Source organism: Sphingomonas hankookensis (assembly GCF_001619955.1).
GTDB lineage: Bacteria > Pseudomonadota > Alphaproteobacteria > Sphingomonadales > Sphingomonadaceae > Sphingomonas > Sphingomonas hankookensis_A.
The window spans coordinates 1-22,999 of record NZ_LQQO01000034.1; the positions used below are offsets into that span (position 1 = coordinate 1).

Below are 22,999 nucleotides of genomic sequence, written 5' to 3' on the forward strand. Positions count from 1 at the left end.
GATAGGGGGTCCTTTTTGGACGCCGATTGACATCTCCATTTCGAAAAGCAGTTGAAAATGATGCGGCGGAAGCTGGCACCACCACCCGGCATGCATATCTTGGAAGCACGAAGGAGGTATCGCCGATGGGACTGTTCGACAGCAATGGCAACGACCGCACGAAGGGTGGCCCGAAGGTCAAGACCGGACCCAATGCAGGGCTGACTCGCGCGAAGAACGATGATGGCCGCTGGCGCGAGAAGCGCAGCGATGCGGGCAAGCCCCGCAAGTGACGCGCCGCCACATCATCTGATAGAAAGGTCGCGGATAGGCTGGTGAGGCTGCTGCCCTTGTGGAGGGGGCCGCGCTGGACACCGCCAGCCTATCCGCTTCCTCAACCGTTGGACGGGTGAAGCTCGACTGCTTTGCGCCTCGTTGAATCGCGGCTCAATGCACAAACTGGGCAACCGCCGACAACCACCCCGTTTTCACTTCGCCCGTTCGATGAGCCCCATCAACTGGTTGCCGGTCCCGACGATGCGGAAGGTGTCATCGACCGTCTTGCCGGTGGTGGGGTCGTAAGTGCCAAGGATGCGGCCCGCGAAGTTGAATGCTCGCTGCCGCCCCTGCGTCATGTCCTCGATATGCCCGATGATAAAACCACGCTGATCCCGGATCGTCGTTCGCGCCATACTCGCCTCCATGGTGATGACGGTCGAAGGCTCTCACACGAACGGGAAATAATCGAACTAAATGAACTGCTTGACCCGTTCCAGAACTGGAGCGAGTCATTCTGGAATGACCAAGCGCGTTGCCCTCTACACCCGCGTCTCACAGGACAGCCAGACCACCGAGAACCAGCGTCGAGAACTCATGGCCGTCGCCGAACGACTTGGCTGGGAAGTCGTCGCCGAGTTCTGCGATCATGGCATCAGCGGATCGAAGGGACGTGACAAGCGCCCCGGCTACGATGCGCTGATGAAGGCTGTCGCGCGGCGCGAGATCGACATGGTGGCAAGCTGGGCCGTGGACCGGCTCGGGCGCTCCCTCCAGAATCTCGTCACCTTCCTCACCGAGATCAACGCCAAGGGCGTGGACCTCTATCTCCACCAGCAGGCGCTCGACACCAGCACGCCCAGCGGACGCGCCATGTTCGGCATGCTGTCGGTGTTCGCCGACTTCGAGCGCGAGATGATCATCTCACGGATCAAGGCCGGGTTGGCCCGATCCACGAAACGGTCAGGCCGACCGCCCCTCGACGCCGAGAAGGTCGAGCGTATCAAGCGATCCCTCACCAAGGGCGTCTCCATCAACGCCACCGCCAAGAAGCTCAAGGTCGGTGTCGCGACCGTCCATCGGGTGAAGCAGCAAATGGCGCTCGCCGCCTGATCAGCGAGCGCGCAACCACTCCATCGCCTCGTCGAAGGTCATCGTCTTCCCCGGCTGCGCGCCTGCCTGCTCGATACGCGCGAGGAAGGCCGGGTTGAGTTCTTCACCCCGGCAGATCGGGCACGCCTCGTCGCCATGATCGTCGCCGCAACCGCCCTCGAAAGCGTCACCCATGGATCATACCCCCGACCTCACTGACGAGGCACCAGCCACCATCGACCAAACCGATGCGCCGACCACCATACAGGCCATCACCGAACGCTTGCGGGGCCGTCGCGAGGCAGTCAGCGGAGCGTCACCGGATGGTCGAGAAGATGGGCATGGTGCGGTCCCTTCGCCCGCTCCAGTCGTCTCGCTGAAATAGTGAGGCTATTTCAGCTTCTCGGAGACGACATGGCCGGCGCCGACTGCGGCGACCGACGACATGGCTTTGCCATGTCGCGCCCCCGATCGTTGCGCATAACTCCGCTGACAATGCGGTGAGGCACGTCCTGCTCGATTTCTGATCGCGGACGCGCCAGCCATCCATTCGCTGCCCGAAATCGATCCATCGAAATTGTTTGCGAGTGGTAGCGAATCAAATGTGATTCCGCGCAGTCCAAGCCTGGGAACCAACCCTCCGGCGCGAATCAGCCAGCCGGCACGCATCCTATTTCGGCCACCCCGGACGTAATCCGGGGTCGAGCTTCCCCGGCCGTGCGAAAAAGGAGAAGCGTGACCCCGGATCAAGTCCGGGGTGACGATGGTGGCAGGGCAGCGGTCAGCCTCACCCTTCGGCGGCTCGAAGAAGCGCACCAGACCAATGCCCCCCGGCATCAGAATTCCGACCAGTCATCCTCCACCACCGCGACCGCCGCATTGCCCCGCGCCATGCGCTGCGGAACCGGGCGCGGCACCGAGCGCACCGGCAGGCGCTGCACCGTGTCGCGCTGGTCGCGGACCACCATCTCACCCAGGTGGAAGCGGGCGATCTCACCCGACAATGCATCGGCCTCGGACGACAGGCTGCGTGCGGCGGCGGTGCTCTGTTCGACCATTGCGGCATTGCGCTGGGTCACGCCGTCCATTTCCGCCACGGCGGTATTGACCTGCGACAGGCCCTGCGACTGCTGCACCGCCGCGCCCGAGATATCCGCCACCAGCGTGCTGATCTCCCCGATCCGGGCGATGATCCGGTCGAGCGAGCGGCCGGTTTCGCTGACCAGCGCGACGCCGCTATCGACCGTTTCCACCGATGCGGTGATGCGCTGCTTCACGTCCTTCGCCGCCTCGGCCGAGCGCTGCGCCAGCGCCCTAACTTCGGAAGCGACCACGGCAAAACCCTTGCCCGCATCGCCCGCCCGTGCCGCCTCCACGCCGGCGTTCAGCGCCAGCAAGTTGGTCTGGAACGCGATGCCGTCGATCACCGCGATGATGTCGGATATTTCGGCGGACGTCCGCTCGATCCGGCCCATCGCGTCGACCGCGCGGCGCACGACCTCGCCCGACTCGACCGCCTCGCTGCGCGCGGTGCCGACGATCGTGTCGGCGCGCGCTGCGCTGGCGGCGCTTTCGCGCATCGTCGCGGTGATCTGCTCCATCGCGGCGGCACTTTGTTCGAGGCTCGCGGCCTGTTGTTCGGTACGCTGCGACAGGTCGTCCGATGCCGCGCTGATCTCGCTCGCGCCCTTGTGGATGGTGCCCGCCACCGTCGACACCGACAGCATCGTTGCACGCAGCGAGGCGACGGCGGCGTTGAAATCGTCGCGCAGCGACAGGAACGGTTCCTGCAAGTCGGCGTCGATCCGCGCGGTCAGGTCGCCGGCGGCGAGCTTGCCCAGCCCCTCACCCATGATCGCCACCATCTGCCGCTGAGTATCGCGCTCCATCGCCGCCAGCGCGCTTTCGCGGAACGTCGCCATCGCCTTGGTAATGCGGCCGACGCAGTCACGATTGGCGGTATAGGCGACCGGACTTTCCAGATCGCCTGCCGCCAGCGCCTCCATCCGCACGACCGTCGTGACATAGGGGGTGCAGATCAGCCGCGACGCGCCGAAGGTCACACCGACGATCGCCGCCACGCCGGCCAGCGCCCCGCCGACGACCACCCCCGGCGCGACCAGCATCGAACCCGACGCCGCCAGGATCGCCAGCGCGGCAATCCCGCCCGACAGCATCAGATACACCAATGCCAGCACCCGGAATTTGACCCGGATCGGCGCGTTACGCGAAAACCATGCAATCATCTGACGTCCCCCCAAACATCGTTGCCACCACCGCTCACGCGCGGCGCATCCGCACCACCGTCTGTATCCGCCGCGCCGGGATCGCTTCGGGCCGCCCGAACAGATAGCCTTGCGCCAGCGCACAGCCCTCGGCCTGCACCATCGATCGCTGCACCTCGTTCTCGACCCCTTCGGCGACCACCGGCACGTTCAGCCCCTTGCCGAGGCCAGCGATCGCCCGGACGATCGAGCGAGCCGCCTCGTCCTCGTGCATCGCCGATACGAAGCTCTTGTCGATCTTGATCTTGTCGAATGGAAAGTGCCGCAGGTTGCTGAGCGACGAATAGCCGGTGCCGAAATCGTCCATCGCGATGCGCACCCCCAGCGCCCGGATCTCGCGCAGGATCGCCAGCGACACGTCCCGGTCGCGCAGCAGCGCGGTCTCGGTAATTTCCAGCTCCAGCCGGCCGGGCGCCAGTCCGCTGTCGGCCAGCGCGCTGCGCACCACCATCGGCAGCGTCGACACGCGCAGCTGCACCGGGGAGACGTTCACCGCCAGCGTCAGCGGTTCGGCCCATTCGCTGGCATCGCGGCACGCTCGGCGCAGCGCCCATTCGCCGATCGCCATGATCGTGCCCGCTTCCTCGGCGACCGGAATGAAGATCGCCGGCGGCACCTGTCCGCGCTCGGGATGGTCCCAGCGCAGCAGCGCCTCATAGCCGACGACCTCGCCCGCCGCGGTCGACACCAGCGGCTGATAGACCAGCTGCAATTCGTCCCGGCACACCGCATGGCGCAGATCATGTTCGAGGCTGCGGCGGTCGCGCGCCTGCCGGTCCATCCGGTCGTCGAAAAAGGATGCGGTGCCGCGCCCGTCCTGTTTGGCACGGTACAGCGCGACATCGGCATTGTGGCGCAGCGTTTCCGGGTCGGTCCCATCGCGCGGAAAGGTGACGACGCCCAGGCTGCATCCGACCGCCATCGGATCGCGCGTCGAATCCATCTCGGCGGCAAAGCCCGACAGGATGCGGCCCGCCAGCCGGCGGGCATCGTCCAGGGATGCGATATCGCGTTGCAGGACGACGAATTCGTCGCCGCCGATCCGCGCGACCAGGTCCTGCGGACGGATGCAGTCGTCGAGGATGCGCGACACCCGGATCAGGATCGCATCGCCCGCGCCGTGGCCGAACAGGTCGTTGACCGCCTTGAACCGGTCCAGATCGACCGCGATCAGGGCAAAGGGCGTGTCGGCCCGCACCGCTTCGTGCAGCGCGGTGTCGAACGCGGCGCGATTGACCAGCCCGGTCAGCGGATCGTGCGACGCCAGATGCTCGATCGCCCGCTGCGCCCGCGCGGTTTCGGTCAGGTCGCGCATCGCGATGACGGTGGCGGCGCGACCGCGATATTCGATGGCGCGCGCGGTCAGCTCGACCAGCTGGTCCTCGATCTCGCTGCCGCGGATGCGGGCGCGGGTCGCATCGCCGCGATGCGGGCGCAGTGCGTCGCGGGCGACCGTTTCGAACCACGCTGCGGTCGACGTACCGACCAGCGCCGCGCGGTCCACGCCCAGCAGCGCGCACGCCTGTTCATTGGCGTCGAGGATGCGGTCGTCGCTGGTGATGAGCAGTCCTTCGGACGTCGCATCGGCCAGCCCGCGCAGGTCGGTCAGGAACCGGTCGAGCACCGATGCCACCGCGCTCAGCGCGACCAGCAGCAGCGCCGCCGCGACGATCCACAGCACCAGCCATTGCGACCGCCCGCCGGCCTGCGCCACCGCCCCGCCATGCTGGCCCATCGTCGCCGATGCCATCGCGACGAAATGGATCGTCACCGTCGCCAGCACCATGCCGGCGGCGGGCAGGATCATCCGCTGCCGCCCTTCCAGCCGCAGGAACAGCGCGAACGCCGCCGACAACAGCACCCATCCGACCAGCACCGCGCCGGCGATCATGCCGTGATCGACCCGGTGGCCCATCGCATTGGCGATCGCCGCCATGCCGGTCAGGTGCATGCCGAGAATGCCCAGCGTCGCGACCGCCCCGCACAGCATCACCAGCGGCAACCCCCGCGCCTGGCGCAACAGGGCAAAGGCGATGCCGAACGCGCCGATGGCGATCGTCGCGGAAACGGCGGTCAGCAACTGGTCGAACTGCAGCGCGAACGGGCTGCGATAGGCGATCATCGCGATGAAATGGGTCGACCACACCCCGCCCCCGGCGGTGACCGCCGCCGAGCTCAGCCACAGCAGGCGACGTTCGACCACGCATTCGAACGACCGCTGCAATTGGGCAAAGGTGGACAGCGCGCTGACGATGCACAGCAACAATGCCAGCAGGACCACCGGCAGGTCATGGTGCGAGACGATCATGTCCAACAGGTACGACATTCAGCCAGGACCCCCATCCGGCGCTGCTTCCTGTCGTACAGGATGGGGGGCGGCGATTAAATATCGGTATATCGTCAATTCGACGGAATGGCGGAAAAGTCCTTACTTTCCCGACCATCCTCAGCAACGAGTTACGGAATTTACGCAACTGCTAAACACTGTTCTGTCGCCAGAACGATTTCAACTGCTTAGTATTCGGTATCCATCGTCGGATGCCGGCGCTATTTCTGCACCGGCACCGCCGCCACCTTCGGCTTGACATACCGGTCGAGCCAGTCGGTCATCTGCCACAGCGTCTCTTCGGTCGATTCCAGCGCGCGATAGCCATGCGCCTCGTTGGGCAGCACGACATAGCGCACGGTCGCGCCATTTCCTTTAAGCGCCGCGTACATCCGCTCCGACTGGATCGGGAAGGTGCCGCTATTGTCGTCCGCCGCACCATGGATCAGCAGGATCGGCTCCTTGATCCTGTTGGCATAGGTGAACGGGCTCATCTCGGTATAGGTCGACGTCGCCTGCCAATAGGTGCGCTGTTCCGCCTGGAACCCGAACGGGGTCAGCGTGCGGTTATACGCGCCCGACCGGGCAATGCCGGCGCGGAACAGGTCGGTATGCGCCAGCAGGTTGGCGGTCATGAACGCGCCATAGCTGTGCCCGCCGACCGCCATGCGATCGCGGTCCGACACGCCCAGCTTCACCACCGCATCGACCGCGGCTTGCGCATCGGCGCGCAGCTGCTGGACATAGGTGTCGTTGGCCTCCGCGCCATTCTCGCCGATGATCGGCATCGACGGATCGTCGAGGATCGCATAGCCCTGGGTCAGCAGGAACAGATGGCTGATCCCGCGCGGCCGCACGAAGCGATTGCCCTGGTCGACCGTCTGCCCGGCGACCTTCGCATCGGTATATTCGGCCGGATAGGCCCAGAGCAGGGTCGGCAGCGGCCCGTCGCGCTTCGCATCATAGCCGGCGGGCAGATAGAGCGATCCCGACAGCGGCAGGCCGTCGGCGCGGTTGTAGGTGATCGTGCGCTGGGTGACGCCGGCCAGCGCGGGGGCGGGATCGGCGAAATCGGTGACCGGCTTCGCGCTGCCGCCCTTGACCGGACGCAGCATGTAGTTGGGGGCCAGCTTCGCGCTTTCGCGCCGCGTCAGCATCCGCTGCCCCTTGTCGTCGAGCAGCGCGACGACGGTTTCGTAATAGGGTGCCCTGGCGGTCCAGAGCCGCTTCTGTTCGCCGCCCGCGACCGGCATCACGCCCAGGAACGGGAAGGCGCCGGCCTTGGTCGCGCCGTCGCCGGTGACGTACACCGCGTCGCGCGCGGGGGTGAAGCGCATCACCGGCTTGCCCGCCGCATTCTCTTGCGTGATCGGAAAGCCGGGATCGCCATATTGATCCTGATAATTGCGGGTCAGCAGCGTGCGTGCCGGCCCGGGACGGCCGGGCGAGACGCCCAGGCGATGTTCGGTGCGCGTGCGCCATTCGCGGTCGACCACCATCGCGAAATCGTCATTGCCCCAGAACACCGTCGCAAAGCGCGCCGGCGTCTGCGCCAGTTCGACCGGAGCAGCGGTGAACGGTGCGGCCTGCATCATCACCCGGTCGTGGAACGCCACCTTCGCCTTGGGATCGCCGCCGTCCAGCGCCTCCGCCCAGACGAGGGTCGCCGGCGCATCGGCGCGCCATGTCGTCTCGCGCGGGCCCTTGAACGTCGCGTCGAAATCGACCGGCAGGTCGTCGGCCAGCGGCCGGTCGACCAGCGTCCTGACCGGCGTTCCATCGATCGTCGCCACCACGATCTCGGTCGGGAAGAAGCTGGCGGGCAGCAGATAAGAATAGGGGCGCTTCAGCCGCTCGGTCAGCAGGTAGCGGCCATCGGGCGACACGCTGAAATCGGTCATCAGGCCCGGCTGGCCGATCGGCTGCATCGCGCCGGTCAGGTCGACGCGGACCAGCTGTCCGGTGAAATAATGGTCGAACAACGCCTCGTCGGTGGCATTGCGCAACAGATCCTCATAGGTCCGCGCCGCCGACACCCGGCCCATGCTTTCCTGCACCACCGGCCCGGTCGGGGTCGGATCGGCGACCGGCGCCGCGCCGCGGCCGGTCGGGACCATATAGGCGATCAGCGCCTTGCTGTCGGGCGTCCACGCGAACGGCGTGCCGAACGTCCCGTTCAAGCCCCGCGCAACCATGCGCGCGCTGCCGTCACGCTCGGCGATCCACAGCGACAGCGCATTGGCCTCCTGCACGTAAAACGCCATCCGCGCGCCATCGGGCGACCAGTCGGGCGCGGCGAAGCGCGTGCCGGCGGGCAGCTTCACCGCGACGCTGCGGCCGGTCGTGATATCCTTGAAACTCAGCGCGTTCAGCCACTGGACGCGCATCTCCGCCTGCCCATTGGTCGCCGGATCGATGCGATAGCCCGCAAGGCGCAGAATCGGCTTCGACAGATTGGCGATGCTCGGCAAATTCTCGCGGCCGAGGATCGCCAGCGTGCGATGGTCGGGGCTGACCGCGACCCCCGGCGTCGGCGGGGTTTCCAAAATCTTCGCAATGGCATCGGGCGCACGGTGATAGCCGGTGGCCGGTTCCTGCGCATGGGCGGTCGTGGCAAGCAGCAGAGCGATCAGACAGGCACCAGCGCGCATTCATACCCCCTTGTGGTCGTTTGGCGTTCATCCTGACATGCGCGGGCGCCGGGCGCTAGGCGGTTACAAGCGAAACCAGTTCGCGAGGGTCGAGCCCGGGGTGACGAATTTTCAGAATGATGTTGCGGCTTTCATCGAGGCCGAACCCCCTGCGCGAAACTCTGGCGAAATTTCCGACCTAATAGCGGCACATCCCACAGCTACATCTGTAGTCGAAAGCTAAACCATTGAATTTGCCTGCTGTGAAAAACTGGCACGGTGGCTGCAATGTAGTTGGCATCACCGGAACCAACCGGAAAATTCAGGGAGCCACCATCATGACCGCCATCCGTTTCGCCGCTTCGATCGTCCTCGGCCTGGTCGCCACGACCTCGGCCTTCGCCGCCGAACCCAACGAAGTCCCGACGCCCGTCGCAACCAGCGTTGCCGGTGCGAGCGCGATGGCGACGACGATCACGCTGGCCGCCGGCCCGGCCGCCGTCGCGTACAAGGCCGGTCCGAACGCACGCTACTGCTTCGTTACCGAACAGGTCGGATCGCGTTTCCGCCGGACCCAGTGCAACACGCGCGCAGGCTGGCAGGCCAAGGGCATCAATCTGGACCGCGCCCTCGCCGGCTACTGATCTTTCGACACATCGACCACGGCCGCATCCCGCAAGGGGTGCGGCCGTCGCCCTGTCAGGGCAGCGTCGCGCCCATCCCCGCCTGCAACACGGCATACCATTCGGCATGGGTCCAGCTGACGCGCAGCGCCCCGGCGGCGGCGCGGATGCGGTCGGCATTCTGCGATCCGACGATCGGGATGACGCCCGCCGGATGGGCCATGCTCCACGACAGCGCGGCGGTCGCGGCATCGACGTCGAAGCGCTGGCCGTGATCACGCAGCAGCAGCGTGGCGGGATGATCGCCACCGCTGAGCCGCCCGCCACCCAGCGGCGACCAGCCCAGCACCGCCATCCCGCGCGTCATCGCCTGGTCCAGCACCCCATCGAACAGCGGCTGGGGATGCAGCGGCGAAAATTCCGGCTGAGTGCTGAGAATCGGCAGGTCGAGGAACGCCTGGAGCGCATCGACCTCCGCCGGGCTGTGGTTCGACACGCCGATCCCGCGCACCTTGCCCTGCTCGACCATGCGCGTCAGGCTGGCCGCGACCTCCTGCGGATGGGTCAGGAAGTCGCGGCGGTGAATCTGGTACAGGTCGATCCGCTCGATCCCCATCCGGCCAAGCGAGGCGTCGACCGCCTCCGGCAGATAGCCGGCATCCGACCGATAGGGATTGCCCGGCCGGATGCCCCCCTTGGTCGCGATGACCATGGCGTCGCGCAGCGACGGCGCCTCGGCCAGCACCTGCCCGAACAGCGCCTCGGCCGACCCGAAGCCGGCGGGCGTATCCGCGCCATAGATGTCGGCGGTGTCGAACAGGGTGATCCCTGCTTCCAGCGCCGCCTCCACCAGCACGCGCGCCGGCGCGACCTCGCCGGTAAAGCGCCACATGCCCCAGGCGAGGGGGGAGACGAGGATATCGCTCTTGCCGAGCGGGCGGGGATGGGGATCGGGCGTGAACATGGCCGCTGGTGTAGGCGCTACGTCCCTGCCGGCAATGCCGAAAATTCCGGGCGGTCGCCATGCTTCGCCCGATTGCGCAGTGCCCTTCATTCCGATCCGTCATCAGCAGATGACGCCATTGCGTTTGCGGGGGCCGGCCCGACGGGTTCATTAGACCGCGCATACGACCCCCCGGGTGCGGCACGCCGAACGGATTGCCCACGCGCCCATTCCCGGATCGACCGGAAGGAACCGCCATGACGCACGCCCTGATGAACCTGTACAACCGCGCGCCGATCGCGGTGGAGCGTGGCGAGGGCGTGTGGCTGATCGATACCGAGGGGCGGCGCTATATCGACTGCGTGGCCGGCATCGCCACCGACGCACTGGGCCATGCCCATCCCGCCCTCGTCGCGGCGCTGACGGAGCAGGCGGGCAAATTGTGGCATGTCTCCAACATCTTCCGCATTCCGGGACAGGAGGCGCTGGCCGAGCGGCTCGTGGGGGCATCCTTTGCCGACTGCGTGTTCTTCGCCAATACCGGCACCGAAGCGGTCGAATGCGCGATCAAGACCGCGCGGCGCTATCACCATGTAAACGGCCAAAGCGAGCGGATCGATATCGTCGGTTTCGCCGGGTCGTTCCACGGCCGCACCTATGCCGCGATCAATGCATCGGGCAATGCCGGCTATATGGAGGGTTGCGGCCCGCGCCTGCCGGGCTTCGTCCAGCTGTCGATCGACGACGCGGCGGCGATCGAGGCGGCGATCGCCAGCCCGACCACGGGGGCGGTGATCGTCGAACCGGTGCAGGGCGAAGGCGGTGCGCGCGCGCTGTCGGGCGAATGGCTGCTGCGCCTGCGCGAACTGACCCGCAATCACGGCGTCCTCCTGATCCATGACGAGGTGCAGAGCGGCATGGGCCGGACCGGCAAGCTGTTCGCGCACCAGTGGTTCGACGGCGCGGCGCCCGACATAATGGCGCTGGCCAAGGCGCTGGGATCGGGCTTCCCGGTCGGCGCCTGTCTTGCCACCAGTGAGGCCGCGAAGGGCATGACGCCGGGTGTCCATGGCACGACTTTCGGCGGTAATCCGCTGGCGATGGCGGTCGGCATCGCCGCGTTCGACACGATCGCGAACGAGGACACGCTCGCCCATGCCCGCGCCGCCAGCGCCAATTTCTTCGAACGGCTGGAGGAGCTCCGCGCCCGCTTCCCCGACGTGATCGCGGAGGTGCGCGGCAAGGGGCTGTTGATCGGCCTGAAGATGATCTTCAATAATCGCGAGTTCATGGGGGTAGCGCGCGACCACGGCATTCTGGTCGCGGGCGGCGGCGAGAATTGCGTGCGCCTGCTCCCCTCGCTGCTGATCTCGGCGGAGGAAATTGCCGAGGCGGTGACGCGGCTGGAAGCCGCCTGCGTCGCGGCGCGCGGGACGATGGCTAAGGCGGCATGAGCATGCTGACCTCCACCTGCCCCGCGACCGGCGAGACCGTCTGGTCCGGCCCGAGTGCCAGCGCCGCCGATGTCGACGCCGCTATCGCCCGCGCCCGCACCGCCTTTCGTGACTGGCGGCGTACGTCGCTCGAAGATCGCGTGGCCATCGCCCGCGCCTATGCCGCCGTGCTGAAAGAACGCACCGCACCGCTCGCCGAACTGATCGCGCGCGAAACCGGCAAGCCCTTGTGGGAAACCACGCAGGAAGTCGGCACGATGATCAGCAAGGTCGAACTGTCGATCACTGCACAGGCCGAGCGTGCCGGTGAAAAGCGAAGCGCGATGCCGTTCGGGGAGTCCGTCTTGCGCCACCGCCCGCACGGCGTGATGGCGGTGCTCGGGCCGTACAACTTCCCCGGCCACCTGCCCAATGGCCATATCGTGCCGGCGCTGCTCGCCGGGAACACGGTGGTGTTCAAGCCGTCCGAACTGACCCCGGCGGTCGGCGCGGCGATGGCGGAAGCTTGGGGCCAGGCCGGCCTGCCCGACGGCGTGCTGAGCGTCGTGCAGGGCGCGCGCGAAACCGGTGCGGCGCTGGTCGCCGCCGATATCGACGGGCTGCTGTTCACCGGATCGGCGACGACCGGCGCGCATTTCCGCCGCGCCTTCGCCGACCGGCCCGACGTGATCCTCGCACTGGAACTGGGCGGCAACAACCCGCTGATCGCGTGGGACGGCGACGTGACCGAAGTCGCGGCCCTGATCGTCCAGTCGGCCTATATCACCACCGGCCAGCGCTGCTCCTGCGCCCGCCGCCTGATCGTGCCGCACGGCGCGTTCGGCGACGCGGTCATCGACGCGGTCGCCGCGCTGATCCCGCGCCTGCCCATCGGCCGCTGGGACGAAAACCCCTATATCGGCCCGCTGATCTCCGACGCCGCCGCCGCCACCGCCCGCGCGCAAGTCGCCGCGCTGGAGGCCGCCGGCGCCCGCGCCATCGTGCGCTTCGGCGGGATCGAGGGACGCAGCGCCGCCTTCGTCACTCCCGCGCTGCTCGACGTGACCGGCGTGGCGGTGCCCGACGAGGAGATTTTCGCCCCCGTCCTGCAGGTGATCCGCGTCGCCGACGTCGACGCCGCGATCGACGCCGCCAACGACACCCGCTTCGGCCTGTCCGCCGGGCTGCTCACCACCGACGACGCGCTGTGGGAGCGGTTCGTGGTCGAGGCGCGCGCCGGGGTGGTCAACCGCAACCGCCCGACCACCGGCGCGGCGGGGGCGCAGCCGTTCGGCGGCATCGGCGATTCGGGCAACCACCGCCCCAGCGCCTATTATGCCGCCGATTACTGCGCCTATCCGATGGCGAGCTTCGAGGCGGGGAGCGCGGCGGGTAACTGGGACGCGCTGAAGCCCGTGGTCGAACCCGGCCAGCCCTGACCATCCTCCTGCGCGGCACCGGGATCGGCACCCCATTCTCTTTGCCGCGTCCCGATCCTATCTCGAAGGCGACCATGACCCACCGCTTCACCCATCCCGACGCCATCCGCACCCGTTTTTCCGAAGCGATGTCGGCGATGTACCGCGCCGAAGTGCCGCTCTACGGCGACCTGCTGTCGATCGTGGCGGAGGTGAATGCCGAGATACTCGCCACCCGCCCCGATCTCGCGGCGGAAATGGCCGGCGAACTCGACCGGCTGGACGTCGAGCGCCACGGCGCGATCCGGCTGGGCACTGCGGCCGAACTGCACATGATGCGCCGGGCCTTTGCGGTGATGGGGATGTATCCGGTCGGCTATTACGACCTGTCGGTGGCGGGCGTGCCGGTCCATTCGACCGCCTTCCGTCCGGTTGACGACGATGCGCTGAACGCCAATCCGTTCCGCGTCTTCACCTCACTGCTGCGCCTCGACCTGATCGAGGACGAAGGGCTGCGGGCGGAGGCGGAAGCGATCCTGTCGACCCGCCGGATCTTCACCGACGAAGCGATCCGCCTGATCGAAAAGGACGCGGCAGAGGGCGGGCTCGACGATGCCGACGCCGACCGCTTCGTCGCCGAACTGCTCGAAACCTTTCGCTGGCACGGCGATGCACGGGTCGATGCCACGACCTATCACCGGCTGCACGACGCCCACCGGCTGATCGCCGACGTCGTGTCGTTCCGCGGGCCGCACATCAACCACCTGACCCCGCGCACGCTCGACATCGATGCGGCACAGCGCGCGATGCAGGCGCGCGGCATCGATGCGAAGGCGGTGATCGAGGGGCCGCCGCCCCGCGCCGTGCCGATCCTGCTGCGCCAGACCAGTTTCAAGGCAATCGAGGAGGACGTGACCTTTCCCGGCGACCAGCCCGGCCAGCACACCGCCCGCTTCGGCGAGATCGAACAGCGCGGCGCCGCGCTGACGCCCAAGGGCCGCGCGCTGTACGACCGGTTGCTGGCCACCGCCCGCGGCGAACAGGGGTCGCAGGGGGCCAGCTATGCCGAACGGCTCGCCACCGCCTTCACCGCCTTTCCCGACACGATCGAGGAACTTCGCGAACAGGGCCTCGCCTGGTTCCGCTACGACCTGACCGACGCCGGGCAGCGGCTGGTGGGCAGCGGGGTTCGCCCGGCCGGCGATATCGATGCGTGGGTGGCGGCGGGCCATGTCCGCGCCGTGCCGATCGTGTACGAGGATTTCCTGCCGGTCAGCGCCGCCGGCATCTTCCAGTCGAACCTGGGCGGCACCGAACAGCGCAGCTATGCCGCATCGGCGGCCCGTGCCGCGTTCGAGGACGCGATGGGCGATGCGGTGCAGGACGAACTCGCGCTCTATGCCGACATGGAGGCACGCTCGATCATGACGGTCCGCGAAGCCTTGCGGGGGGTCGCGGCGGCCTGATGGCGGCGGTCGCCAATCTGCTGCGCCGTCTGGATCAGGCGGGCTTTTCCGGCGATGCCGAGGACGGCATCGGCGCGCGGCAGGTCGCATCGACCGACAACAGCATCTATCAGGTTCGCCCGACCGCGATCCTCTATCCGTGCCGCGGCGACGATGTGACGCTGCTGGTGCGCGCACTCGCCGACACCGGCCTGTCGCTGACGGCGCGTGGCGGCAATACCGGCACCAACGGCCAGTCGCTGAACGACGGGATCATCGTCGATTTCGCCCGCCACATGCGGGGGATCGGCGCGTTCGATCCCGACACGGATACGATCACCGTCGAACCGGGCGTCGTGCTCGACCAGCTCAATGCCTTCCTCAAACCCCATGGCCGCTTCTTCCCGCCGATGGTGTCGACCGCCAGCCGCGCGACGATCGGCGGCATGGTCGCGACCGATGCATCGGGCAAGGGATCGCGCCGCTGGGGCAAGACGTCGGACTATCTCGTCGCGCTCGACGTCACCCTGTCCGACGGCACGCCGTGGCGCGTCGAACCGATGACGCGTGCCGAGGCCGAGGCGATCGCCGCCGGTAGCGGCATCGTCGCCGACATCCACCGCGAGGCGCTGCGCATCGTCACCAGCCGCGCCGACGATATCGCCGCGATCTTCCCGGACATGAACCGCGGTCTGACCGGCTATAATCTGCAAAAGACATGGGATGCGGCCGCCGACCGTTTCTTCCTCGGGTTCCTGCTCGCCGGGTCCGAAGGCACGCTCGCGATCACCCGTTCGATCACGCTACGCGTCGCCCATAAGCCGAAGAAGCGCGCGCTGGCGGTCATCCGCTACGCCGCGTTCGACACCGCGATGCGCGACGTGCAGCGCCTGATCGCCGCCGATCCGGTCGCGATCGAAATCCTCGACGACAAGGTGCTGGGCGTCGCGCGCAGCGATATCATCTGGTCGAGCGTCGAAGGGCTGCTCGGCGGTGCGAGCGATGTGGTCGGTAAGTCTGATCCGGCACAGCCGGATCAGCACGGTGCCGGCCCGCTCCCCCACCCGACCACCCAGTCAGAATACGCTGTGGGTGGTCGGGTGGGGGAGCGGGCCGGCACCGCATCCTCTTCCGAGGATCAGACTCTCGCCGCGATGAACTTCGTCGAGTTTGCCGCCGACGACAACGCGACGATCGACGCCGGCCTCGCCGCACTGACCGCCATCGGTCCGCAGGGCGACATGCGCATCATCCGCGACGATGCCGCCATCGGCCAGCTCTGGACGCTGCGGGAAAAGTCGGTCGGGCTGCTCGCCCGGCTCGGCGGCGCGCGACAGGGGATTCCGTTCGTCGAGGATACCGCTGTCCCGCCCGAAAAGCTCGCCGATTTCGTCGCCGAGTTCCGCGCGCTGCTCGACGGCCACGGCCTGAACTACGGCATGTTCGGCCATGCCGATGTCGGCTGCCTCCACGTCCGCCCGTTCCTCGACCTGCGCGATCCTGCACAGGCGGCGCTGATCCGCCCGATCTCCGATGAAGTGGCGCGCCTGACCAAGGCCTATGGCGGTCTGCTCTGGGGAGAACATGGTCGCGGCTATCGCGGCGAATTTTCGCCGCTGTTCTTCGGCAGCCTCTATCCCGAATTGCAGTCGCTGAAAGCCGCGTTCGACCCGCATAACCGCTTCAACCCCGGCAAGCTCGCCGCTCCCGCCGGGCAGCCCGTCGACCGGATCGACGGCGTGCCCTTGCGCGGTGAAGCCGACCGGCAAATCGATCCGGCCCGCGCGAAGGACTTCGACCGCGCGGTCGCGTGCAACGGCAATGGCGCGTGCTTCGCCTGGGACTCGCTCGACGTGATGTGCCCGTCCTACAAGGCAACGCGCGACCGCGCGCAATCGCCCAAGGGCCGCGCCTCGCTGCTGCGTGCCTGGGCCCGGCTGGATTCGATCGCGCAACCCAGCCCGGCCGAAGCCGCCGAACGCGACGCGCTGGCCGCCGACACCCATGCCTCGCTCGCCACCTGCCTGTCGTGCAAGGCGTGCACCACGCTCTGCCCGGTCAAGGTCGACGTGCCGGTGATGAAGTCTCGCTTCGCCGAACGCCACTGGGCCAAACGCCCCCGTCCGCTGCGCCACCGCGTCGTCGCGCAGATGGAATCGATGCTCGCCGCCGCGCGCGCCATGCCGGGGCTCGCCAACCGCGTCGCCGACAGCGAGCGGGCGCACGCCGCGCTGGAACGCACGCTCGGCTATGTCGACCTGCCCCCCTTCGCTGTCGCCGACCCCGGCACCCTGCCGCCAGTCGCCTCGCCAGCAAAGCTCAAGGCGCTACCGGCCGAGGAACGCGCGCGCGTGGTCGTGCTGGTCGAAGACAGCTTCACCGCCAGCTTCGACGGCCCCGTCATCGCCGCCGCCGCCCGGGTGCTGACCGCCTGCGGCTATCGCGTGCTGCGCCTGCCGCCGCGCAGCAACGGCAAGGTGCTGTACCTGCTGGGGCTACGCACCCGCTTCGCCCGCATCGCGCGCCGGCGGATGGCGGAAGCCCGCGCGCTGGCCGATCTGGGCGTGCGGCTGACCGGACCGGACGCCGCCACCGCGCTGATGTTCGGCCAGGAATTTGCCGAGATGACCGGCGACAGCGTCGACGTGACGGGCCTCGAAACCCTCATCGCCGAAGCGGTCAGCCACGGCCGCGCACCCACCGCGACGCAAACCGTCCCGGCCCAGCGCCTGCTCGGCCACTGCACCGAACAGGCGCTCCGCCCGCAGGCGCTGGCGACCTGGGCACAGGCACTGGCCGGCTTCGGCATCACCGCCACCCCAATCAAAACGGGGTGTTGCGGCATGGCGGGGCTGTTCGGCCACGAAGCGGCGAACCAGAAACTGTCGCGCGACATCTTCGCGCTCAGCTGGGCGGACGCGACGCAGGACGATGCGATGCTCGCCACCGGCTTCTCCTGCCGCTGCCAGACCAAACGCCTGACCGGCCGCCGCCCGCTGCATCCCGTCGAGCTGATCGACCGGGTGCTGGCGGGGTAGCTCCCCTCCCCGTCACCCCGGGCTTGACCCGGGGTCCCGCTTCTTCCTTCCAGAGCGGTTTCCGACCGGATTGGATCGTCGGCACGGAGGGAATTCCGGTTCGGGGCAAGGCGCGACGAGGGAGCGATGCAGTCGCATCGTGACCGACGAGCAACGCCGTCCCGGCGCGAAATCCCCCCGCCGCGAAGCGGGCGCCCGCAGGGCGATGACGATGGTTCAATCTGGTCGGAAACCGCTCTAAAGCGCGGGCCCCCGGATAAAGGGCTCACGCCTCCGCCCGCGCCTCGTCCAGCAACCACGCACGAAACCGCTCGAACAGCGGACTGTGGCTGCCGCCACGCGGCCACACCAGATAATAGGCCTCCGACGCATGCAGCGCCACGTCGAGCGGCGTGACCAGCGCCCCCGATGCCAGCTCCGGCCGGATCAGGAAGGACGGGATCAGCGCCACCCCCATCCCCGCCGCCGCGGCGTGCGCCAGCATCAGGAAATGCTCGTACACCGGCCCATCGCCGATCGCCGCATCCGCCATGCCCGCCGCCGCGAACCACCGCGCCCATGCATCGGGCCGCGCCTCCAGCGACAGCAGCGCATGCGGTAGCAGGTCGGCCGGCGTCGCGACCGGATGGCGCGCCAGCCAGTCGGGCGAACACACCGCCACGACATCCTCATGGAACAGCAGCGCATGGTCCGCCCCCGCCCAGTCGGGCAGGCCGAAATGGATCGCCGCGTCGAAGCGTTCCTCGGCGAAATCGAACGGATAGGACCTGGCCGCGATGTTCACCAGCAATTCGGGATGCCGCGCGCTCAACCCCGGCAGCCGGGGCGCCAGCCAGCGCATCCCGAAACTGGGCAGCGTCGCGATGGTCAGCGCACGGTCGGCGACGGGGGTCAGCAGCCGCCGAGTCGCGCTGCGCAGCTTCTCGACCGCCGGACCCACCGCCTCGGCATAGGCCAACGCCGCCGGCGTCGGCGTCACCCGCCGCCCCCGCCGTTCGAACAACGGCACGCCCAGCCAGTCCTCCAGCAGCGCGATCTGCCGGCTGATCGCACTCTGCGTCAGCGCCATCCGCTGCGCCGCGCGCGAAAAGCTGCTGGTCTCGACCGCCGCCAGGAAGCTGGCGAGCGCGGGCAGCGGCGGGAGTTCGCGGCGATGGACGTCGTGATGATCGTTGGGCATCTGCGGTGGTTCGGACTTATGAGGTGCGGACGCTGCTACTACGCGCCGTATGCGGCAAGCGCTACATGCCGGGAACGCATCAGGGAAACACTCCCTTCTCAACTCTACCCGTTCGGTTCGAGCAGCTTCGAGCTTGTCGAGAAGCGTCCGTCGAGAACTCGGTCGCCTAGGGGCAACTCAGTCCCATCCCCGTTTGCTTCGAGCGCAGGTTCGAGCCTGTCGAGAACCGAAGTCGAGAAGGGGGTGCCCCGAACGGGGCGTTCTCGACTACCGCTTCTCGACAGGCTCGAACCTGCTCGAACCGAACGGAGAATGGGCTGGACTAACCCACCAACCCCACCACCCCTACCTCGATCACCGGAATCTCCCACGGATGCGCCGCCGCGATCGCCGCCAGCTCCCGCGCGATATCCGCCCCCTCAGGCGCATAGCTCTTCACCACCACCGTCGGCACCACCGCCGCCTCGCCCGCCCGCCCGGTCGTCGGCACCGCCTCCGCCTGCGGCACGAAGCTCTCCAGCCCGAACCCCAGCTCGAACACCCCGCGATACGGCCCGATCGCGCCCAGCACGTCGCTGCCCCGGATCACCGCGATCACCGCGCTCAGCACCGCATCGTCGGCCAGCGCCGCCGCCTCGCCCGCCTGCAGCCGCGCCAATAGATTGCCCGACACGGGACAATGCACCCGCACCACCTGCATCCGCATCACAGCAGCAGCCAATCATTGCGGCTGCGCTTGACCTCGCCGCCGCCCTGCCGCCGCGCCAGTTCGGTCTCGGCGGTGAAGCGGACGTCCTCGTCGCGGTCGGTCAGGAACCCTTCGAGCGAGTCGTCGTCGATCTCGGTCCATGCCCGCCCGCGATCGGGGCCATAGCGCACGCGCGGCAGCAAGCCGGGCTGGCGCGACCATTCCAGCAGCTGCGCGATCGACGCTTCGTTCAGCATGTCGCGCAGGTGGAACGCGGTCACATAGGCATCGGGAAACGCCCGGTGCGCGGGCAGTCCGCGCTCATGCTCCATGCCATAGGGCTTGCGCCAGTATCGCAGCATCTGGTTCGAAAAGCCCGGGCTGTCGGGCCACAGCCGCAGCGCGCATTTCCACGTACAGATCCAGTCGGCACCATGCGTCAGCTGCGCGGTACAGAATTTCTGTTCGAAATCCGCGCGATGTGCCGCCAGCGCGATGCGGCGCGGATAGGGGTCGAGCACCCGGCGCGCGATATCCTGCCACCACGGCGCATCGGCGACCTGTTCGTCGAGGATATGGTGCACCGCCTGCGTCACCGGCGGGATCGGGCGGCCGGGATTGACGAAATGCTGCCCGCCCTCGCCCGACAATTCCCAGCGCCCGTCCTCGCCCAGCGCGACATCCTGCCAGCCGACTTCGCACACGCCATGCACCGGCGGGGCCTGCCCCGTGGTTTCGAGGTCGACGACACGGATGATCTGCGCTTGGGCCATGGGTCACAAATGGCGCTTCGGCAGCGGAAAAGCCACCCCGGGCAGCCACCCCCTCGTCACCCCGGGCTCGACCCGGGGTCCCGCTTCTTCGTCCACCGCCAGTTGAAAAGCGGGACCCCGGATCAAGTCCGGGGTGACGGGAGGCTACCCCCGCACCACCCCCGACGCCGCCAGCTGCGCGTCGACCTCCGCCACCAACCGCGCCAGCGCCGCCTGATCCCGCCCCTCGGCCCGCGCGGTCAGCACGTCCTGCGTGTTCGACGCGCGCAGCAGCCACCATCCGTCCGCCGTCGTCACCCGCGCGCCATCGGTGGTGTTCACCTCCGCCCCCGCCGCCGCCAACCGCGCCAGCACTTCGTCGATCACCGCGAACTTGCGCTCCTCGCTCACCCGGAAGCGCAGCTCGGGCGTGTTCGCCATTGCCGGCATCGCATCGCGCAATTCGCTCAGCGACCGTCCGCTCAGGTGGATCGCGCGGATCAGCCGCACCGCCCCGTACGGCGCATCGTCGAACCCGTAATCCTCGCCACCGAAGAAGATATGCCCCGACATTTCCGCCGCCAGCGGCGCGCCGGTCTCGCGCATCTTGGTCTTCATCGGGCTGTGCCCGGTCTTCCACATCAGCGGCGTACCGCCCAATGCGGCGATGCGGTCGAACAGCGCCTGGCTGGCCTTCACGTCCGCAATGATCGTCGCCCCCGGCGTTTCCCGCAATGCCGGTTCGGCGAGGATCATCAGCAGCTGATCGCCCCACAGCACCCGCCCCTGCCCGTCGACCGCACCGATCCGGTCGCCATCGCCGTCGAAGGCCAGTCCGAAATCGAGCTGCTTCTCGGCGACAAGTCGTTGCAGATCGGCCAGATTCTCGACCTCGGTAGGATCGGGATGGTGGTTCGGAAAATGCCCGTCGACGTCCGTGAACAGCAGGTGATGTTCCCCCGGCAACAGCTGGACCAGCCGCTCGATCACCGGCCCGGCGGCCCCGTTACCCGTGTCCCAGCCGATGCGATAGCTGCCCCCGGCATAGCCCGCGATCAGGCGCCCGACATAGGTGTCGGTGAAATCATGGTCCGAAACGGAGCCTTGCCCGTCGTCCCATTCCCCCGCCGCCGCCATAGCCCCGATCCGCTGGATGTCGGGTCCAAAGAACGGACGCCGCTGCATCACCATCTTGAAGCCATTGTAATCGGCGGGATTATGGCTGCCGGTTATCTGTATGCCGCCATCGACCTCCAGCATCGCTTCGGCATGATATAGCATCGGCGTGGGGGCCAGGCCGATGCGGACGACATCGACCCCGCTCGCCGTCAGCCCTTCGACCAGCGCCGCCTCCAGCGCCGGCGACGACAGCCGCCCGTCGCGGCTGACCACCACCCGCGTACCCCCCGCGCGGCGCAGCAACGTCGCAAAACACCGCCCGATCGCCCGCGCATCCGCCTCGCCCAGCGTCCGCCCGACGATGCCGCGAATATCATACTCGCGCAGCGAACTGGGGTGGAAATGGTGGGACATGCGGCAAATCCTGGGCGGTTACGGGGCGCGGACTTTAGGCCGAAGCGGTCGGGCTGAGTAGGGTCGTCTTTTTGGAAGAAGATAGGGGTTCGCGCGGAGGCGCGGAGGCGCGGAGGAGGTTGCGCGCCGGGCGAGCCTTCCGCGACCGGGAGACCCTATCGCTCGCTGCGATCGTACGTAGAGGCCGCTGGCGCGGGTGACGTCGCGCCGGACGCAACCCCCTCCGCGCCTCCGCGCCTCCGCGCGAACCCCTACCTTCCTCTACGAACTAATGCCGCAACCGCCCCAGCAAAACATCCCGAGCCGCATTAATCCGCCGAGCCAGATCCGCCGACCCACCCCGATCCGGATGCGCCGCCTGCATCAACCGCTTATGCGCGGCGCGAATTTCGCCCACCTTCGCATCCGCCCCCACGCCCAAAATCGCCCGAGCCTCCGCCTCGCTCCCCACCTTCTTCGGCTTGGCGCGCAGCCACAGCCAGAAGGCGACGAGCAGCGCGACGATCAGGACCAGCTTGACCATCGGTCGTCAGGCGACGAGCGGCGAACCGGCCGGTTCGGGCAGCTGCAACCCGCCCATCATCTCGCGCAGTTCCTGCCGCGCGGCGACATGCGCCAGCCCCATCTCGCCGAATTCGTTGCGGTCGAGCATGGTCAGGCCAGAGGGGAACAGCTCGCGATAGATCACGCGCTCCGACAAGCCCGGCGTGACGCGGAAGCCGACCCGCTTCGACAGCTGGGTGATCGCCTCCGACACGCGGCGCATGTTGCGCGCCTCGATATGCTGCAAGCGGTTGCGCAACACGACCCAGTCGATCGTCGACCCGTCGATCTTCGCGCGATGCTTGCGCGTTTCCCAGATCAGCTCGGAATAGAAGCTCGGCCGCGTCACCTTGAACGTGTCGGGGTCGACTTGGCCGATCAGGTCGAAATCGACGAAGCTGTCGTTCATCGGCGTGACCAGCGTATCGGCATTCGTCACGGCGATCCGCGCGAAGCGATCGTCGCGGCCCGGCGTGTCGATCACCATATATTCGGCATGTTCGCCCAACCGGCCGAGACAGTCGTTGAACCACGCCATGCTCTCGCCGTCATGCGTCTCATAGACCGGCATCGGCAGGTCGCGCCCGGTGCGCTTGATCGTCTCGGCGCGATTGTCGAGATAGCGGCCCAGCGTGCGCTGGCGATGGTCGAGGTCGAAACACGCCACGCGCGCGCCCTTCGCCGCCAGCGCGATGGCGACGTGGACCGCCGTCGTCGACTTGCCGGTGCCGCCCTTTTCATTGGCGAACACGATGACGTGCAACCGATCCGAAGCTTCGTCCAAAGCGCACTAACCCAAGCTTGTTGATCCGCAG

19 protein-coding genes are annotated in these 22,999 nt (G+C 67.9%); 7 read left to right on the forward strand and 12 right to left on the reverse strand.

The window, feature by feature from the left end; genetic code table 11:
• Positions 1-125: 125 nt before the first annotated feature.
• Positions 126-272: a hypothetical protein gene (locus AVT10_RS18585; RefSeq protein WP_183953131.1), complete on the forward strand. Its 147-nt coding sequence runs from the start codon at positions 126-128 to the stop codon at positions 270-272.
• Positions 273-467: 195 nt separating this feature from the next.
• Here AVT10_RS18585 and AVT10_RS12000 read toward each other — a convergent pair whose 3' ends face one another.
• Positions 468-671: a hypothetical protein gene (locus tag AVT10_RS12000; protein WP_066691670.1), complete on the reverse strand. Its 204-nt coding sequence runs from the start codon at positions 669-671 to the stop codon at positions 468-470.
• 106 nt (positions 672-777) lie between these two features.
• Here AVT10_RS12000 and AVT10_RS12005 point away from each other — a divergent pair, with 106 nt between their 5' ends.
• The gene (locus AVT10_RS12005; protein WP_066691673.1) at positions 778-1,368 is read left to right on the forward strand and encodes a recombinase family protein; all 591 of its coding nucleotides are present in this window, start codon (positions 778-780) and stop codon (positions 1,366-1,368) included.
• Here AVT10_RS12005 and AVT10_RS18290 read toward each other — a convergent pair whose 3' ends face one another.
• From AVT10_RS18290 to AVT10_RS12020, 4 genes are all read right to left on the reverse strand, one after another.
• Positions 1,369-1,542, reverse strand: a complete 174-nt coding sequence (locus tag AVT10_RS18290; protein ID WP_157092770.1) for a hypothetical protein — start codon at positions 1,540-1,542, stop codon at positions 1,369-1,371.
• A 641-nt stretch (positions 1,543-2,183) separates the two neighbouring features.
• On the reverse strand, positions 2,184-3,593 hold the full coding sequence (locus AVT10_RS12010; RefSeq protein WP_066691675.1) for a methyl-accepting chemotaxis protein: 1,410 nt from the start codon (positions 3,591-3,593) through the stop codon (positions 2,184-2,186).
• A 34-nt stretch (positions 3,594-3,627) separates the two neighbouring features.
• Positions 3,628-5,958, reverse strand: coding sequence for a bifunctional diguanylate cyclase/phosphodiesterase (locus tag AVT10_RS12015; RefSeq protein ID WP_066691678.1), 2,331 nt, complete (start codon positions 5,956-5,958; stop codon positions 3,628-3,630).
• 221 nt (positions 5,959-6,179) lie between these two features.
• Positions 6,180-8,609, reverse strand: coding sequence for an alpha/beta hydrolase family protein (locus AVT10_RS12020; RefSeq protein WP_066691681.1), 2,430 nt, complete (start codon positions 8,607-8,609; stop codon positions 6,180-6,182).
• A 317-nt stretch (positions 8,610-8,926) separates the two neighbouring features.
• On the opposite strand from AVT10_RS12020, the gene AVT10_RS12025 reads away from it, so the two are divergent.
• On the forward strand, positions 8,927-9,232 hold the full coding sequence (locus tag AVT10_RS12025) for a hypothetical protein (RefSeq protein ID WP_066691683.1): 306 nt from the start codon (positions 8,927-8,929) through the stop codon (positions 9,230-9,232).
• A 55-nt stretch (positions 9,233-9,287) separates the two neighbouring features.
• Here AVT10_RS12025 and AVT10_RS12030 read toward each other — a convergent pair whose 3' ends face one another.
• The gene (locus tag AVT10_RS12030) at positions 9,288-10,175 is read right to left on the reverse strand and encodes an aldo/keto reductase (RefSeq protein WP_066691684.1); all 888 of its coding nucleotides are present in this window, start codon (positions 10,173-10,175) and stop codon (positions 9,288-9,290) included.
• Positions 10,176-10,411: 236 nt separating this feature from the next.
• On the opposite strand from AVT10_RS12030, the gene AVT10_RS12035 reads away from it, so the two are divergent.
• From AVT10_RS12035 to AVT10_RS12050, 4 genes are all read left to right on the forward strand, one after another.
• Complete coding sequence (locus AVT10_RS12035) at positions 10,412-11,608, forward strand: aspartate aminotransferase family protein (RefSeq protein WP_066691685.1); 1,197 nt, start codon at positions 10,412-10,414, stop codon at positions 11,606-11,608.
• The gene (gene astD, locus AVT10_RS12040; protein WP_066691696.1) at positions 11,605-13,026 is read left to right on the forward strand and encodes a succinylglutamate-semialdehyde dehydrogenase; all 1,422 of its coding nucleotides are present in this window, start codon (positions 11,605-11,607) and stop codon (positions 13,024-13,026) included. Before AVT10_RS12035 ends, astD begins: the two co-directional genes overlap by 4 nt.
• Before the next feature lie 74 nt (positions 13,027-13,100).
• The gene (gene hglS / locus AVT10_RS12045; RefSeq protein WP_066691698.1) at positions 13,101-14,471 is read left to right on the forward strand and encodes a 2-oxoadipate dioxygenase/decarboxylase HglS; all 1,371 of its coding nucleotides are present in this window, start codon (positions 13,101-13,103) and stop codon (positions 14,469-14,471) included.
• The gene (locus AVT10_RS12050) at positions 14,471-17,488 is read left to right on the forward strand and encodes an FAD-binding and (Fe-S)-binding domain-containing protein (protein WP_066691700.1); all 3,018 of its coding nucleotides are present in this window, start codon (positions 14,471-14,473) and stop codon (positions 17,486-17,488) included. The genes hglS and AVT10_RS12050 overlap by 1 nt, the downstream gene beginning before the upstream one ends.
• Before the next feature lie 265 nt (positions 17,489-17,753).
• Here the strand turns inward: AVT10_RS12050 and AVT10_RS12055 are convergent, their stop codons facing one another.
• From AVT10_RS12055 to AVT10_RS12080, 6 genes are all read right to left on the reverse strand, one after another.
• Complete coding sequence (locus AVT10_RS12055) at positions 17,754-18,668, reverse strand: LysR substrate-binding domain-containing protein (protein WP_066691703.1); 915 nt, start codon at positions 18,666-18,668, stop codon at positions 17,754-17,756.
• A gap of 322 nt (positions 18,669-18,990) precedes the next feature.
• The gene (locus AVT10_RS12060; RefSeq protein WP_126013482.1) at positions 18,991-19,389 is read right to left on the reverse strand and encodes a hypothetical protein; all 399 of its coding nucleotides are present in this window, start codon (positions 19,387-19,389) and stop codon (positions 18,991-18,993) included.
• Positions 19,374-20,129 (reverse strand): exonuclease domain-containing protein, encoded by a 756-nt coding sequence (locus AVT10_RS12065; protein ID WP_066691709.1) that lies wholly within the window; start codon positions 20,127-20,129, stop codon positions 19,374-19,376. Before AVT10_RS12065 ends, AVT10_RS12060 begins: the two co-directional genes overlap by 16 nt.
• Before the next feature lie 144 nt (positions 20,130-20,273).
• Positions 20,274-21,641 (reverse strand): phosphoglucomutase/phosphomannomutase PgmG, encoded by a 1,368-nt coding sequence (pgmG, locus tag AVT10_RS12070; RefSeq protein WP_066691711.1) that lies wholly within the window; start codon positions 21,639-21,641, stop codon positions 20,274-20,276.
• Between the two features lie 268 nt (positions 21,642-21,909).
• Positions 21,910-22,164, reverse strand: a complete 255-nt coding sequence (locus AVT10_RS12075; protein ID WP_066691714.1) for a molecular chaperone DnaJ — start codon at positions 22,162-22,164, stop codon at positions 21,910-21,912.
• A 6-nt stretch (positions 22,165-22,170) separates the two neighbouring features.
• On the reverse strand, positions 22,171-22,968 hold the full coding sequence (locus AVT10_RS12080; protein ID WP_066691716.1) for a division plane positioning ATPase MipZ: 798 nt from the start codon (positions 22,966-22,968) through the stop codon (positions 22,171-22,173).
• Between the last annotated feature and the right edge of the window lie 31 nt (positions 22,969-22,999).

Bases quoted from the DNA above. Each gene is read 5' to 3' on its own strand.
- AVT10_RS12075 (WP_066691714.1), bottom strand. From the start codon at position 22,164: ATGGTCAAGCTGGTCCTGATCGTCGCGCTGCTCGTCGCCTTCTGGCTG.
- AVT10_RS12005 (WP_066691673.1), top strand. From the start codon at position 778: ATGACCAAGCGCGTTGCCCTCTACACCCGCGTCTCACAGGACAGCCAG.
- pgmG (WP_066691711.1), bottom strand. From the start codon at position 21,641: ATGTCCCACCATTTCCACCCCAGTTCGCTGCGCGAGTATGATATTCGC.
- AVT10_RS12025 (WP_066691683.1), top strand. From the start codon at position 8,927: ATGACCGCCATCCGTTTCGCCGCTTCGATCGTCCTCGGCCTGGTCGCC.
- AVT10_RS12035 (WP_066691685.1), top strand. From the start codon at position 10,412: ATGACGCACGCCCTGATGAACCTGTACAACCGCGCGCCGATCGCGGTG.
- AVT10_RS12050 (WP_066691700.1), top strand. From the start codon at position 14,471: ATGGCGGCGGTCGCCAATCTGCTGCGCCGTCTGGATCAGGCGGGCTTT.
- AVT10_RS12000 (WP_066691670.1), bottom strand. From the start codon at position 671: ATGGCGCGAACGACGATCCGGGATCAGCGTGGTTTTATCATCGGGCAT.
- AVT10_RS12015 (WP_066691678.1), bottom strand. From the start codon at position 5,958: ATGTCGTACCTGTTGGACATGATCGTCTCGCACCATGACCTGCCGGTG.
- AVT10_RS12055 (WP_066691703.1), bottom strand. From the start codon at position 18,668: ATGCCCAACGATCATCACGACGTCCATCGCCGCGAACTCCCGCCGCTG.
- AVT10_RS12010 (WP_066691675.1), bottom strand. From the start codon at position 3,593: ATGATTGCATGGTTTTCGCGTAACGCGCCGATCCGGGTCAAATTCCGG.
- AVT10_RS12065 (WP_066691709.1), bottom strand. From the start codon at position 20,129: ATGGCCCAAGCGCAGATCATCCGTGTCGTCGACCTCGAAACCACGGGG.
- AVT10_RS18290 (WP_157092770.1), bottom strand. From the start codon at position 1,542: ATGGGTGACGCTTTCGAGGGCGGTTGCGGCGACGATCATGGCGACGAG.
- astD (WP_066691696.1), top strand. From the start codon at position 11,605: ATGAGCATGCTGACCTCCACCTGCCCCGCGACCGGCGAGACCGTCTGG.
- AVT10_RS12030 (WP_066691684.1), bottom strand. From the start codon at position 10,175: ATGTTCACGCCCGATCCCCATCCCCGCCCGCTCGGCAAGAGCGATATC.
- AVT10_RS18585 (WP_183953131.1), top strand. From the start codon at position 126: ATGGGACTGTTCGACAGCAATGGCAACGACCGCACGAAGGGTGGCCCG.
- hglS (WP_066691698.1), top strand. From the start codon at position 13,101: ATGACCCACCGCTTCACCCATCCCGACGCCATCCGCACCCGTTTTTCC.
- AVT10_RS12020 (WP_066691681.1), bottom strand. From the start codon at position 8,609: ATGCGCGCTGGTGCCTGTCTGATCGCTCTGCTGCTTGCCACGACCGCC.